The sequence below is a fragment of the bacterium genome (genome assembly GCA_030018315.1).
Classification (GTDB): Bacteria; Hydrothermota; UBA3073; order JACQXS01; family JAGMCI01; genus JASEGA01.
The window spans coordinates 18129-31391 of sequence record JASEGA010000003.1 but is presented as its reverse complement, the minus strand read 5'-3'; the positions used below and the strand labels follow the sequence as shown (position 1 = coordinate 31391).

The window sequence follows — 13263 nt, the reverse complement described above, 5'->3', positions numbered from 1 at the left end:
TAGGTTTACTATTTCATCACCCCAATTGGTTTCTTTATGATAGCGTCATTCTTCCTACTAATACTCTTGTATTCCAACACATAGACATAAATTCCACTCCCTACCCATCTACCAAAATCGGATAACCCATCCCACCTGAGAGAATTTTCACCTGCCCTAAACTCTTTTTCTCTTACAATTGTTGCCACAATATCACCTGCCAAATCGTATATCTCCAAAGTGACAATGCCAGGCTCTGGGAGCGAAAACCAGATGGTGGTACCTTCTTTTGGAATAAATGGATTCTTGGTCAAGCCTACTTTAAGACTTGTAGGTAAAATTTTCCTATCTACCCCCAAATCAAACACAGTAAAGTGATTTACATCTATAGTAAGAGTATTATTTACTGGATCTCTATCAGGCTCGCCCACCTTAAGCCACTCTATACCATCAAAGAAGAAGACAGATAAAGAGTCTTCAGGATAGTTGGGCTTACCATCTTGATCTAAATCTAAGTTAGCCTCAGTATAAGGAAGAATCATTGTTACTGGTTTATGAAAGATAAGACCATCAGGGGTAAAATTATGCGCTACCCTGAGTAATGTAACCGCAGGATCAGAACATGGGGTAAGTTCATTGGCTGGAACAGGTTTTATAGATATTTTTGTATCCCTTAGGAGCGCATTTGGGGGTATTATGAGCATTGCGCCATCAGGGGCTTCAATTGTACCACCTTCGGGGCCAATCTCTTTTGATACGGCGGGCGAGATGTAAGTGAGAAAGGATGAGTCAGTATAGGTATTCTCAATCTTATCAAAAGCAGTCACTGTTATATAATTGTTGCCTTCAATTAGATTGATGCACCTCGAGAATGTACTGTCACTGGCTGGAATTAAAATTGGACTGTTATTTATATTGTCACCACTATCATTCTTAACCTCGATTATTAGCTTCTCTACACCACTTGTTAAGTCTGAATGAACTCCTTTAAGTAGAATTTCGTCTACATATACCTCGCCATTGGTAGAGTCACCATTTTGAGGTAATGGTGATATACTAATTTTTAGAGTTGGTGGAGTGTTGTCCACTATGACGGTCTCATACAATGAACCAGTTGCAATTAGATAACCATTTTCATCATATGCTTTAGCAAAAATATAATATGGACCGTCCTCAAATAATTGAGTATGCCAGATTGCATTCCACCCATTACCACCATCTGAATCTATTGTAGAAGTATCAGGTGTCCCACTTAGGTTATACCAGTGGATTGAATCAGGAGATACCTGAAAATGGACAGCACAGGTTACATCAGGACACGTACACTCAACCATAGCATCTTCCTTTACATAGGCACCAGCTTCAGGATTAGTAACTGTAACAGGCTTAGATGAATTATAAAGTGCTACAGTATAAGAAGAGTCTATCACAGGTCCATTACCAACCGCATCCCAAGCAGTTACAGGTATTAGAATGGAAGAGGCATCAGCTGTTGTATTCCAATAGCTTATGATATACACAATGGTATAAGTGCTATCACCATTATTTGTGACCTGCTCCATTCCAGGCTCATAATTAGAATCAAGATTACTGAAGTTAGCGGTTACCAGATAATCTATTCCATCCCATTTTGTGCCAATTGTAACTCTATCAGTATTTTTGTATATCTTATCAGCATCTCCACACCAGGTCAATCTATGCTTTGGAGAGGTATTGTCAAGAACTACTTTGCCAGTCCTAGATGAAAAATTAGGTATCACATCAGCTGCATGAAGAGTGAACTCCACAACGCCAGTGGAATCGGATAAGATTGTTATGTCACTCGTATATACATTATCACCAGCTACAGCGTCACCATGGGTGCCATCATCCCACATTCTTATGAAAGCCATATCATTAAGACTTGTGCCATCTACCCAGATGGAGTCAGGATTTAGAGGAGCATCGGTAGCGGTGACTAAAGAAGTTATTTTTATATTTTGAGATAAACGGACGGCTGTCTGACCAAATGGATACTCAACTAAGCAATTTTGAATATTAGGGCCACTGTTGCTAAGTTCAAGATTAACTGTTTTTGAAGTTACACGACCGGCAAAGTCTTTTGCAGTTGCAGTTATTGTATAAGTTCCATTCAATTGGGTGTTAGATTCACTAATCCTATACACAATTGTATAAGTGTTATCACCATTATCAGTAAATTGTTCACTGCCTTCTATCCATTGGTTATCTAATTTGCTAAAGTCACAAGTCAACAAGTAGCCGGGTGCATCTAATGTTGCAAGGAGGGTCACAGTTTCCCCATTGTGATAGACTACATCCCCATCTTGACCCTTTAAAGCTACCCAGGTGGGTGCAGTATTGTCGACATGCAGAGTCATACCTGGCCCCAAAGATTCTATATTAGGCGGGAGTGAATTATCGTAGGCACGTGTTTGAATTGTATAATTGCCATCAGTCAAAAAGCCAGCATTCCAGTCATAATACCAGTTTGTGTATTGACCAGGGGTTGATAATGGGTGAACTACTTTCCAACCAGTGCCATCGCTCGTGTTTATCTCAACTAAGGCTACACCTGCCATATCATTGTCATCGGATATTCCAGTTAGCCGAATAGTGCCTGTAATTGTATCTCCGTTGGGTGGGGTTAGAATAGTTGAAGTCGGGGCCGTATCATCTTTATTTACTACTATGGTATGGGTTGCGTAATTGGCAGACCTGTATTCAGATGAGGTATTACCATAAGGGTCAAAGCGGGCATCATCCCATACCTCAATGGTAATCCTGTATCTTGTCCTGTCTGGGTCATCGGTAGGGACTATCCAGGTATACTTCCAGGTACGAGCCGTGGGGGTACCACTATAGGAGACAAGTTGGTGATTTACTAAGATTGTAGCATCTGATACTCTTACAATAGTTATTTCAATATAATAGATTCCTGAAAGATTATCGGTGGCTGTCCCCTGTATAGTAAATGCTTGATTGACCCAACTCGTATCTTGTGGTATAGTGATAGTTGTAGAGGGCTCTGTTCGGTCTAACTTGAGATTACCACTCGGCTGATAGGTGGTTGAGGCAGAGCTACCAGGCCAGCCTCCAGCCCATGCCCATGCATCTATCACATATTCGGTGCCATCACTTGGAAATGGTGTATCATCCATAGGTAGATTTATATACCAGCTCTCAACTTCTTCATCGAAATGACCATCAGTTGGAGAGGCAGGCCGCCATGCACCAAGCCAGGAATTATCTACCCTCCTGAATCTTACCATCACCCATTGCACATTTTTATCTACAGCTGAGAAATCAGCAATCCCTGTTACCCATACAGAATCCTTCACAAAATAGCCATTACCGGGTGGGTCATCAAATCCATCAATCGATACAAACTGACCGTATACACTAGACCCAATAACTGTTGATACTGCTAAAATGAACCAAAACCTTCGTTCCATTCCACACCTCCCTATGTCCTGGCTTTAAGATATGGTTACAAATTGACATGCCAGAACCTCCTCTTTTTCACTTCCTCTTCCGGTAAAATTATTCCCTCCTCTAAGGATTGTTTTTTCTATCACCTCCCCTCTACTTCTGCACAGCATTCCACGAATCATCTTATCTGTTCCTATTTTATCGCCTCTCACCTCCTTTGTCAAGTCTTTTTTAGGTTTTTTGATAAATGTGCCTCAGCTGGTATATTGTAGCCATTTTCCTTTAACTTATACCCCTGATGGGTCCTTCTATAGTTATAATCGTCCATAAATTCATCTAAGAGAGTTTTGTTTAACCTCTCAACATAACCGTTGGTCCATGGATGCCTCACTTTGGTAGTAGTATGCCGAACCCCAAGCCTATGACACATTTTCTCAAACTTATGGTTTGGCTTTGCAGACTCATGCCAAGTTGTATATTCTGTCCCACAGTCTGTAAGAAGTCTTTCTATTCTCACTCCTGTGAATTTTTTGATAAGATGGTTTCCCACAAAATCACAGGAAGTATCCGCGGTCTTGTTAGCATAAATCTTCGCAGCACCAAAAGAAGAAAAACAATCACAAGCAACCAATATAGAAAGTATTCTCACTCACTAACTGCCCCGGATAAGTTGCTTCTATATGGTTCGTTTTAGATTTCTCTTTATCTCTGGCAAGTTCATCAAGAGTCACAATTTCTCCATTTAATTTTCTTACCCATTCCAACCGCTTTTTTGCTGTATTTAGTCCCCTCCTTCGCAAAACATTGTAAATCCCAGTATGCCCAACAATGATATTTCTTCTCACGAGTTCTGCAGATAAAACCATTTCCTACTCACATGATACCTCCTACAAAGAGAAACTATAGAAGTCTCCTGTTTATCAGCTTCTTCAAATATTTTCACTCTCATATGGTAAATAAAATCGCTCTCGTTCATCGCCAGTCCCTCATTTTACCAACCATGCCCGACGGCAGGCAGGTATTTTATCAGAGGTTCTGGCTAAAGTCATTTGATCTATCGCTTCCCAATTTATTGCCACCATTTTTATTTGACAAAAACAACTATTCACAATAAAATCTAATGATGGTGGTTAATAAGACTATTTGCCCATTTTGTGTACTTGGGTGTGAACTTGGAATTGTAGCTGATGCTACAAGGATAAAAGTTGAATATATTAAGGGGAGTAAGCCTAATGATGGCAGATTATGTCCTCGTGGCAATGGGGCAGCCCTATATCTTGACCACCCAAACCGGATTACATCACCAATAGAGGATGGTAAAAAAATCTCGTGGACTGAAGCATTTAAGAAAATTGCTAAAGTATTAAAAAGGAAAAACGTACCTCCGATTGCGATTACATTTGATACAAATCTTACACTTGAAGAATACTCACTTGTTTTTGAATTTGGCAAAGCGTTAGGAATTGAAAATCTTGCATCAAGCTACATTGAACCTGAATTTTATTTTAATTATTTGCTACATAGAGTAAAAACAGCAACTCTTGATGATGTGAGTGAATCACAGGTATTTTTGATTGTAGGCGATATATTCAGCCAGTTTCCAATCATCTCTAAACCTATTCTTGATGCAAGATATAAAGACCGCAATAATCGTATTTTTGTAATTGATTCCGTATGCACTTATACTGCTGGCTTTGCTGATACATTTATACAGGTAGCACCTGGTGATGAGCCTATTGCTGTACTTGAGATGTCAAATATTGTTTCTGGTAAGCAGGTTGAAGTCTTCTCTCATCAGCTTTCTCTTTTTGATAAGATTGGAGTTTCTCACTCAGTATTAGAATCTGTAGCTAAATCGTTGAATGAAGCACAAAAGGGTGTAGTCATTGCGGGTACAGCATTTGGTAGAGTTATTGACCCACTCCTGTTTTCAGGTGCGTTACAATACTTTATATCACTACTTTCAAATGACAAGAGATTCTTACCTCTTAGCGAATCAGTAGTCGGATGTGGGAAACTTGAATTTGGTGAAATTTTGGAAAAAATTCAGGGCCACGAAGTTAAAGTGCTTTTAAATTTTGGTGAGCTATTCCCATTTTATTATCCTCAAGTTTATCCTGCTTTAAAGAAACTTAACTTACTTGTCTCAACAGCAACTTTTTACCCAGATGATAAAAATATTAAAGACTTGCCCGGCTTATTCTTGCCAGCTGCTTTAAATCTTGAGAAATTCGGCACAATCTCAACTGTATTGGGTAATAGGAAAATATGCCCAGTTATTGAGCCAATGAGTGGGACAAAAACTGTTGAATCCATTGTTAACAGCTTGGCTACAGAATTGTCTATTAAGCTCACCGGAGAGCCTCAAAACCCATATAAAAAGGAGATTGAAGTTTCCAAAATTTTAAATAGTTTAAATAGGATACCTCCTTTTTCAGAGCGCAAAAAACCTGATAAATTATATCTTATTGGTGAGAAGCCTGCTTATGGGTTTAGAGGTTTATTTGAATCCAACTGGAAAGAACCGCAAGAGGTTATACCTCAAGTTAAGGTTAACCCAGTTAATGCGGAGAAGTTAAGAGTTAAGGAAAAAGACACAATAATTTTGAAATCTAATACAAAAAAAATGGGTCCTCTTAAAGTAAATATAAGCAATAGAGTGCCTACCGGCGTTTCCGTTATTCCTACAGAATTACCTGAGACGAGGTCTATTTTTGAGTTGATTGTTGATGATGGTATTTGTAGCTTCCCACCAGTTGAGGTTACTCTTGATAGGTTGAAACCACAGATAAACGCTGATGAACACAGATAAACATAGATTACAGATTACAAATTACAGATTACAAATTTGCGTCTATCTGCGTGCATTTGCGGTTGAGTTATGCAAAAAAGGATAGTACTTGATTTAGACTATTGTGTTGGGTGCCGTAGTTGTGTAGCAGCATGCCAGTCAGCATTTAAAGGCGAAGGTCGTATTGGGATAAGTGAGATAGAGACTATGGCTTATCTCCCTTTAGCTTGTCGTCACTGTGAAGACCCATTGTGTGCAAAAGCTTGTCCTCAAGAAGCAATTACAAAAGATGATAAAACTGGTATTGTGAGGCGTGCCAGCTTCCTTTGTATAGGATGCGGTTCTTGTATATATGCATGCCCGTTCGGAGTATTAGATTCACCACTTATACGACACTTGGCACAAAAGTGCGACCTATGTAAAGATAGAGAAGATGGGCCTAGGTGTGTTGCAACCTGTGTCTCTGGTGCATTGAAATTTTTGACTGATGAGGAGATTGAAAAAATTGAGGTTGGGAGAAAATTTGTGTCTCGTCTCCCGTTCTTGAGGAGAAGATGAGCTGGGCTTTAAAGAAGTCGATATGGGTATTCCATGTATCAAGTGGTTCATGCAACAATTGTGATATTGAGATACTTGATGCACTGACTCCAAGATATGACCTTGAGCGTTTTGGGATAAGACTTGTTGGCTCAGCTCGTCATGCAGATGTGTTGCTTGTAGTAGGGGCACTTAACCTAAAGGCAAAAGAGAGAGTTTTAAGGATTTACGAACAAACACCTAAACCTTGTTTAGTGATTGCAGTTGGCAGTTGCGCCTGTTCTGGTGGTATATTTTGTGGTTCGTATAATATAGTAGGTCCATATGACAAATACTTGCCAGTAGCCGCATATATTCCGGGATGTCCACCTAAACCTGAGGCTATAATCATGGGTATTGTCAAAGTGTTGAGTAAGTTATGAAGTGGAAAAACAGTCTAAAAGTCTAAGAGTCTAAAAGTCTAAATGATAATGGATGAGTTAGAAAAGGAAATTAGAGGAAAATTTGAAGTCTTGAGTTGGCTTCCCCATTCTCCCAGGCGTGTTTATATTGAGATTGATAGGAAGAAAATTACTGATATGGCTCATTTTTTGTATGAAGAAAAGGGGATGCGCCTATCTACAGTAACTGGAACTGATACAAGGAGGGGGGTTGAGCTTTTGTACCACTTTTCACTTGATTCCTTTGGAGTTATTTATTCGATACGTGTAATTGTTCCAAAGGATGAGTTAAAAATAGACTCACTTGCTACATTCTTACCGGCTGCTAATTGGATTGAGCGTGAAATACATGAGCTATTGGGGGTCAATTTTGAAGGTCATCCTAATTTGAAACCGTTACTGACTGCAGAAGAGTGGCAAAGTAGCAGATATCCGTTGAGGAGAGGAGAATGAAGACTATTATACCTGTAGGTCCGTATCACCCACTCCAAGATGAGCCTGAATTCTTCAAACTTGAGGTTGAAGGTGAAAAAGTAACTGGACTGGAGATAAACATAGGATACAATCATCGTGGTCATGAATACCTAGCACAGAAGATGACATATGAACAAATCCCATTCCTTGTAGAAAGGATATGTGGTATATGTTCAAATTCTCATCCTATTGCATGTGTTCAGGCAGTAGAAGACCTAGCCCATATTGAGATACCTGAGCGTGCTAAATATATACGCACAATAATTGCTGAACTTGAGCGTATTCATTCACATTTCTTATGGGTAGGTTTGGCTGGCCACTTTATGGGCTACAATACTGTATGGATGTGGTTTTGGCGCTATCGTGAGCCTATTCTACAGCTGTTTGAATTAATTACAGGTAACCGTAACCATTATGCGATGATGAAAGTAGGAGGGGTAAGGCGTGATATTGAGGATAAAGATATGCAGGAGATTGATAAGGTTATGAACCTGCTTGAATCTAAGACTGATATGTTTATAAAGGCTATTCTGGATGACCCTGTAATAGCAGGTAGGCTTGAAGGAGTAGGAGTCCTAACCAAAGAGGAGGCTATCAGATACGGAGCTGTAGGTCCTACAGCGCGTGGTTCTGGGCTTGCCATTGATGTACGTAAAGATGACCCATATGCAGCTTATGACCTTATTCCATGGAATATTATAGTGTTTGAAGAAGGCGATTTACTTGCTAAGGCAAAGGTCAGACTTTTGGAATGCATTGAATCCATAAAGATAATAAGAGAATGCTTGAAAAGGATGCCCCATGGTGAGATACAAACAAGAGTTGAAGACATACCTCCTGGTGAAGGGATTGGCAGGGCAGAGGCGCCGAGAGGGGAGGTATTTCATTATGTACGTTCAGATGGTTCAAATATACCAGTTAGATATAAGGTACGTGCCCCAAGTTATATGAATGTGCCATCTAATGAGGTAGCTGTCAAAGGCTATACTATTTCAGACGCTGTATTGGTGCTTGCATCAGTTGACCCATGTTATTGTTGTACAGAACGGATGGCTACTGCTTATTATAAAGGGAAAAAATTATCAGGCAAGGAGCTATTAAAGCTATCATGGGAAAAAACAGAAGAATTAAAGAGGAAAAACAGTCTAAAAGTCTGAGTGTGTAAAGAGTGATATGAAAAGACCTAAAATTAGGGAATTAGGTGAGGCGATAAGGGCGCTTGTCAAAGGACCCTATACTGTTAAATTTCCATATGCACCTTCACCGGCAGCCGCTAAGTTTAGGGGCATAATGGCAATTGATGAGGTAAAGTGTATTGGTTGTAGTGCCTGTGTTGAAGTTTGTCCATCAAAGGCAAGAGAAGTACAGGATGATAAAGATAAAAGAATACGTACGCTAATCTACCATCAGGAACGTTGCATTTATTGTGGTCAATGTGTTGACTACTGTCCGACTGATGCACTTAAGCATACTCAGGAATATGACATTGCACAGCTTACAAAAGATGGGTATGAAACTAAAACTGAGTTTGAGCTTATTTTATGCGATGAGTGTGGTGAGGTCATAGCTCCAAAAACACAGCTCAAATGGATTGCTAAAAAGTTAGGGGAGTTGGCATATGATAACCCAACTCTATGGCTTATACTAAGCAAAGAATTAGGTACAATTGAACCCCGATTTATCGGGGAAGCTCCTCCATCTCACCTGAAAGTGTCCCCTTACAGGTCAGGTCATCTTAGATTACTATGCCCGAGATGCAGGAGGTCAACTTACCTGCATGAAATATGGGGCTACTAAAACAGTCTAAAAGTCTAAGAGTCTAACAGGATGGATTATTACTTTTATACACCGCCTCAAAATATTTTTGCCGCCCATTTGATAATATCTGATGAGGAATCGCATCATATAAAAAATGTGTTACGCTATAGGATAGGGGATAAGATAAAAGTAGTAGATGGTGTAGGCTTTGAGTATATCGTGGCTATAAAAGATTATAAGGAGAATGATATAATTTGTTCTATATTAGATAAAAAAGAAGGCTGCTGTGACCCGCGATGCAAGGTAACTTTATTTCAAGCAATCCCAAAAGGTAGAAGAATGGATATAATTGTAGAAAAGACAACTGAATTAGGAATCTACAGAATAGTGCCTATAACTACAATACACTCCGTATCTATACCAAAGAGTGAAAAATTAAAGCTAAGTCGCTGGAATAAAATTGCAATAAGTGCAATGAAGCAATCCAAGGGGACAATTTTGCCAGTAATAGATAGAATAATAAGCTTTGATGAAGCCGTAAAGAACTTAACCCAATTTGATTTATCACTTATCGCACATGAGAAGGAAAATATAACTCATATAAAGGATGTAATTAAGCGCCGCATCCGGAGCGGCAAAGAAGAAAATAGCATTGCAATCTTTATTGGACCTGAAGGCGGGTTTACAGAAGAAGAGATAGGACTTGCTAAAATGGACAATGTAATTCCAGTATCACTTGGTAAAAGGAGGCTACGTACAGAGACAGCAGCGATAGTGGCGATCGCACTCATCCTCGCAATGAGACATTAGTCTAAAAGGAGTGGCGTTTTTTATTTTCTTGACAATTTATGGCATTGATGTAAACTGAAGTGAATATGTCATTGATGTAGACAGATAATCATGGATATTCAGTCTATCTCAATGATTATAAAATAATGGGATTAAGGGAGCAAATTGATTTTGACCCAGAATATGCTGCGTATAAGATATCCTCATTTATGAAAGAGAGTGCTAACAGATTTCAAACAAATGGTGCTATCATTGGGCTTTCTGGTGGAATTGATTCAGCTTGTGTTTGTGGGCTTTCGGTGATGGCACTTGGTGCTTCAAATGTATTTGGACTTATTATGCCGGACCAGGATAGCGACCCAAAGAGTGAAGAGGATGCTAAACTTGTTGCCCAAACTTATGGGATACGCACAAAGACTATTGATATAACACCTGTGCTTGATGCTTTTGGGATATACGATATCATTCCTAAAGATACTTTCTCAAAACGTGATAAAGTAGCTAAATTAGTAAAATTTGGGTATTCACTTTTTCCAAAGAGTTTCTCCCCATTTATAGGAGGGTTAAAAGGAACGAAGTTCAATTGGCAACGTAAAATTCAAGCATACTATAGAATAAAGCATAGGGTAAGGATGGTTTACCTCTATTATTATGGTGAACAATTAAACTACTTGGTTATGGGGACTGCAAATCGGACAGAAAACCTTACAGGTTTTTTTGTTAAATATGGGGATAGTGCAGCTGATATTATGCCAATCTTAAATCTTTACAAGACACAGATTAGAAGGCTTTCAGAATTTATAGGAGTGCCTAAATTAGTTATTGAGAAGCCTTCAGTCCCTGACCTTATCCCTGGAATAGAAGATGAATTGGCACTTGGGTTAAGTTATGAAAAGCTTGACCTTATATTAGTTGGGCTTAATGGTGGGTTAAAAGAAAGTGAAATAGCAAAAGAATTGGGTACAAATGGTAGGTTAATTAATTATGTAAAAAAGCTGGTTAACCTATCAGAGTGTATGCGTGGCCCACCTGGAGTTCCGGATGCGTAGGCGATTTTCTATTCTTATAGTTTCAAGTTCTGGTGGCAGGACAAAAACTTATACGATTTCACAGCTTGTTGCTTGGATATTATGTGGTATATTTATTTGTATATTTGGTGGTGCGGGGTGGCTAATTTTTGAATATGGGAATATACTCAAGAAGAGTTTGGAAATAAAAGCTTTAAAGGATGAGAACCAAAAACTTCGTAAAGAGTATGAGAAACTAATTGCATTTGAGCGTGAGTTTAACGAGTTCAAACTTAAGACTGTTAAAATAGCAAATATGCTTGGTATTGAGCATACTGAAACAACTCAAAACTTAACTGAGGAAAGACTAACAGCCCAATTTACGTTAGACCCCTCTGCTAATAGGCAGGAATTGTATTCAAACCCTTCATCTGAGGCGGATGATGAAGTTAAAACTATTCTTGAAGAAGCTGCAAAAGAGCAAAGGTTAATCCCGTCAATTTATCCTGTGAAGGGGTGGATAACAAGGAGATTTTCACCTGAACATCCTGGCATTGATTTTGCTGCTCCATTTGGGACTCCAGTATTTGCAACAATGGATGGAGTTGTTGAATTTGTTGGGTTTGATGAATCGCTTGGTAATTTAGTTGAGGTTACAAATGATAATGGATTTACTACAGTATATGGACATCTTGCAAGAGTAAATGTAGAAAATAGTAGTAAGATTAGCCGTGGTGACTTAATAGGATTTGTGGGGACAACGGGGAAGAGTTTTGCACCTCATCTTCATTATGAGGTGCAGTTAAATAGGGTACCTCAGAACCCTGAGCGTTATTTAATTAAATAGGAGGTCGTATGAGGGAACCAAAAGCTGTAATCACAAATATTATAGGCAAGGGGACTTCAATTAACGGGAAGCTAAAAGTGGAGGGCAGCATTCATATAGATGGTATAGTTGATGGCAACATAGAGATTACAGAGTCCATCATCATAGGTAAATCTGGCATAGTCAATGGCGAAATACATACAAAAGATGGCTTAATAGGTGGTAAAATAAATGGCAACCTCTTTGCAAATGGGAGGCTTGAGTTTAAATCTGGCTCAATCCTCATAGGAGATATGAGATGTAAACAACTTGTAATAGAAGAAGGGGTAATATTTGATGGTAACTGCAAAATGAGAGGCGATACCTCGAGTGAAAAGGCGGCTACAGAAGCTAAACAGCTAATAAAGTCAACTACTCCTATTTTCACACCCCGTAGTCACGAATCCAAGAGTCAGCCGTCTCCAGAGGGAATGTTACCCAAAGCAGAAAAATAAATAGGTGGAATGAGATTTTCGCAGAATCCTACGGAAAAGTATTCGTCTTATTCGCTGTCACTTGTTACATTTGCTTTTTAGATGGAATTTTTGAGCATTATAATTGGGTATATTATTGGGTCAATTCTATTTGCGATACCCATAAGTAAACTTGTAAAAGGAATTAATATCATGGAGGTGGGGACAAAAAATCCTGGTGCTGCCAATGTGCTTCGTGAAGTTGGTAAGCCCTATGGAGTTCTTGTGTGGTTACTTGATACTGCTAAGGGTGCTATTGCTATGCTTATAAGTGCAAAAATGCTCACAGGGAGATGGATTATAATTAGTAGGGGCGAGGTTACCTCGCCCCTACACTCATTTTTTGTAGGTCTTACTGGGATAGCTGCATTTTGTGGCCACTGTTGGCCGCTCTTCAATAAATTTAAAGGAGGGAGAGGAGTATCTACTTCTGGTGGTGTATTCTTTTACCTTATACCCAAGATATTACCTATTGCCGTAGCTGCTTATTTTTTTGTTCAAAGGAAACCACGAGACCCGAAGGTGATAATAACCACATTTGCAGTTGTGTTTAGCTTAATAGTGTGGATATACTGGGCCCAAAGAATATGGCTTACTCCATTTATCATTGTATTTTTAATTGTGGCTATAATTGCTAATATACCAACAATTAAGGAAATGCAAGAAAAGAGAAAACTTAAGCCTAATAGTTTATAATGTCTATTTTGATAAGAAAAGGGTA

At 39.1% G+C, this 13263-nt stretch carries 15 protein-coding genes; 11 read left to right on the top strand and 4 right to left on the bottom strand.

What is annotated here, in order from left to right; all coding sequences use genetic code 11:
* Positions 1-8: 8 nt before the first annotated feature.
* The 4 genes from QMD71_02175 to QMD71_02160 are packed head-to-tail and all read right to left on the bottom strand — an operon-like array spanning position 9 to position 4274.
* Positions 9-3431 (bottom strand): Ig-like domain-containing protein, encoded by a 3423-nt coding sequence (locus QMD71_02175; GenBank protein MDI6839655.1) that lies wholly within the window; start codon positions 3429-3431, stop codon positions 9-11.
* Positions 3432-3455: 24 nt separating this feature from the next.
* On the bottom strand, positions 3456-3620 hold the full coding sequence (locus QMD71_02170) for a hypothetical protein (protein ID MDI6839654.1): 165 nt from the start codon (positions 3618-3620) through the stop codon (positions 3456-3458).
* 8 nt (positions 3621-3628) lie between these two features.
* Entirely contained in the window at positions 3629-4057 is a 429-nt protein-coding gene (locus tag QMD71_02165; GenBank protein MDI6839653.1) for a DDE-type integrase/transposase/recombinase, read from the bottom strand.
* Positions 4026-4274, bottom strand: coding sequence for a hypothetical protein (locus QMD71_02160; GenBank protein MDI6839652.1), 249 nt, complete (start codon positions 4272-4274; stop codon positions 4026-4028). Before QMD71_02160 ends, QMD71_02165 begins: the two co-directional genes overlap by 32 nt.
* A 254-nt stretch (positions 4275-4528) precedes the next feature.
* Between QMD71_02160 and QMD71_02155 the strand changes: the two genes are divergently transcribed.
* The 11 genes from QMD71_02155 to QMD71_02105 all read left to right on the top strand — a co-directional run bounded on the left by QMD71_02155 (position 4529) and on the right by QMD71_02105 (position 13238).
* A complete protein-coding gene (locus tag QMD71_02155) occupies positions 4529-6220 on the top strand; it encodes a hypothetical protein (GenBank protein ID MDI6839651.1) in 1692 nt (563 codons plus the stop codon).
* Positions 6221-6289: 69 nt separating this feature from the next.
* Positions 6290-6757: a 4Fe-4S dicluster domain-containing protein gene (locus QMD71_02150; protein ID MDI6839650.1), complete on the top strand. Its 468-nt coding sequence runs from the start codon at positions 6290-6292 to the stop codon at positions 6755-6757.
* Positions 6754-7158 carry an NADH-quinone oxidoreductase subunit B family protein gene (locus QMD71_02145; protein MDI6839649.1) on the top strand — a complete coding sequence of 135 codons (405 nt, stop codon included), beginning with the start codon at positions 6754-6756 and terminating at the stop codon, positions 7156-7158. The genes QMD71_02150 and QMD71_02145 overlap by 4 nt, the downstream gene beginning before the upstream one ends.
* Before the next feature lie 42 nt (positions 7159-7200).
* On the top strand, positions 7201-7629 hold the full coding sequence (locus tag QMD71_02140; protein MDI6839648.1) for an NADH-quinone oxidoreductase subunit C: 429 nt from the start codon (positions 7201-7203) through the stop codon (positions 7627-7629).
* Entirely contained in the window at positions 7626-8807 is a 1182-nt protein-coding gene (locus tag QMD71_02135) for a nickel-dependent hydrogenase large subunit (protein MDI6839647.1), read from the top strand. Before QMD71_02140 ends, QMD71_02135 begins: the two co-directional genes overlap by 4 nt.
* Before the next feature lie 16 nt (positions 8808-8823).
* Positions 8824-9447, top strand: a complete 624-nt coding sequence (locus QMD71_02130; protein MDI6839646.1) for a 4Fe-4S binding protein — start codon at positions 8824-8826, stop codon at positions 9445-9447.
* A gap of 30 nt (positions 9448-9477) precedes the next feature.
* Positions 9478-10218 carry a 16S rRNA (uracil(1498)-N(3))-methyltransferase gene (locus QMD71_02125; protein MDI6839645.1) on the top strand — a complete coding sequence of 247 codons (741 nt, stop codon included), beginning with the start codon at positions 9478-9480 and terminating at the stop codon, positions 10216-10218.
* Positions 10219-10343: 125 nt separating this feature from the next.
* Complete coding sequence (gene nadE, locus QMD71_02120; protein MDI6839644.1) at positions 10344-11246, top strand: NAD(+) synthase; 903 nt, start codon at positions 10344-10346, stop codon at positions 11244-11246.
* Positions 11239-12051 carry a M23 family metallopeptidase gene (locus tag QMD71_02115; GenBank protein MDI6839643.1) on the top strand — a complete coding sequence of 271 codons (813 nt, stop codon included), beginning with the start codon at positions 11239-11241 and terminating at the stop codon, positions 12049-12051. The genes nadE and QMD71_02115 overlap by 8 nt, the downstream gene beginning before the upstream one ends.
* A gap of 8 nt (positions 12052-12059) precedes the next feature.
* Entirely contained in the window at positions 12060-12524 is a 465-nt protein-coding gene (locus QMD71_02110) for a polymer-forming cytoskeletal protein (protein ID MDI6839642.1), read from the top strand.
* A 90-nt stretch (positions 12525-12614) separates the two neighbouring features.
* Entirely contained in the window at positions 12615-13238 is a 624-nt protein-coding gene (locus QMD71_02105) for a glycerol-3-phosphate acyltransferase (GenBank protein MDI6839641.1), read from the top strand.
* The last annotated feature ends 25 nt before the right edge of the window (positions 13239-13263 follow it).

Excerpts from the sequence above, each read along its gene's own strand:
- QMD71_02175 (MDI6839655.1), bottom strand. The coding sequence starts at position 3,431 with ATGGAACGAAGGTTTTGGTTCATTTTAGCAGTATCAACAGTTATTGGG.
- QMD71_02160 (MDI6839652.1), bottom strand. The coding sequence starts at position 4,274 with ATGGTTTTATCTGCAGAACTCGTGAGAAGAAATATCATTGTTGGGCAT.
- QMD71_02155 (MDI6839651.1), top strand. The coding sequence starts at position 4,529 with ATGATGGTGGTTAATAAGACTATTTGCCCATTTTGTGTACTTGGGTGT.
- QMD71_02150 (MDI6839650.1), top strand. The coding sequence starts at position 6,290 with ATGCAAAAAAGGATAGTACTTGATTTAGACTATTGTGTTGGGTGCCGT.
- QMD71_02145 (MDI6839649.1), top strand. The coding sequence starts at position 6,754 with ATGAGCTGGGCTTTAAAGAAGTCGATATGGGTATTCCATGTATCAAGT.
- QMD71_02140 (MDI6839648.1), top strand. The coding sequence starts at position 7,201 with ATGATAATGGATGAGTTAGAAAAGGAAATTAGAGGAAAATTTGAAGTC.
- QMD71_02135 (MDI6839647.1), top strand. The coding sequence starts at position 7,626 with ATGAAGACTATTATACCTGTAGGTCCGTATCACCCACTCCAAGATGAG.
- QMD71_02130 (MDI6839646.1), top strand. The coding sequence starts at position 8,824 with ATGAAAAGACCTAAAATTAGGGAATTAGGTGAGGCGATAAGGGCGCTT.
- QMD71_02125 (MDI6839645.1), top strand. The coding sequence starts at position 9,478 with ATGGATTATTACTTTTATACACCGCCTCAAAATATTTTTGCCGCCCAT.
- nadE (MDI6839644.1), top strand. The coding sequence starts at position 10,344 with ATGGGATTAAGGGAGCAAATTGATTTTGACCCAGAATATGCTGCGTAT.
- QMD71_02115 (MDI6839643.1), top strand. The coding sequence starts at position 11,239 with ATGCGTAGGCGATTTTCTATTCTTATAGTTTCAAGTTCTGGTGGCAGG.
- QMD71_02110 (MDI6839642.1), top strand. The coding sequence starts at position 12,060 with ATGAGGGAACCAAAAGCTGTAATCACAAATATTATAGGCAAGGGGACT.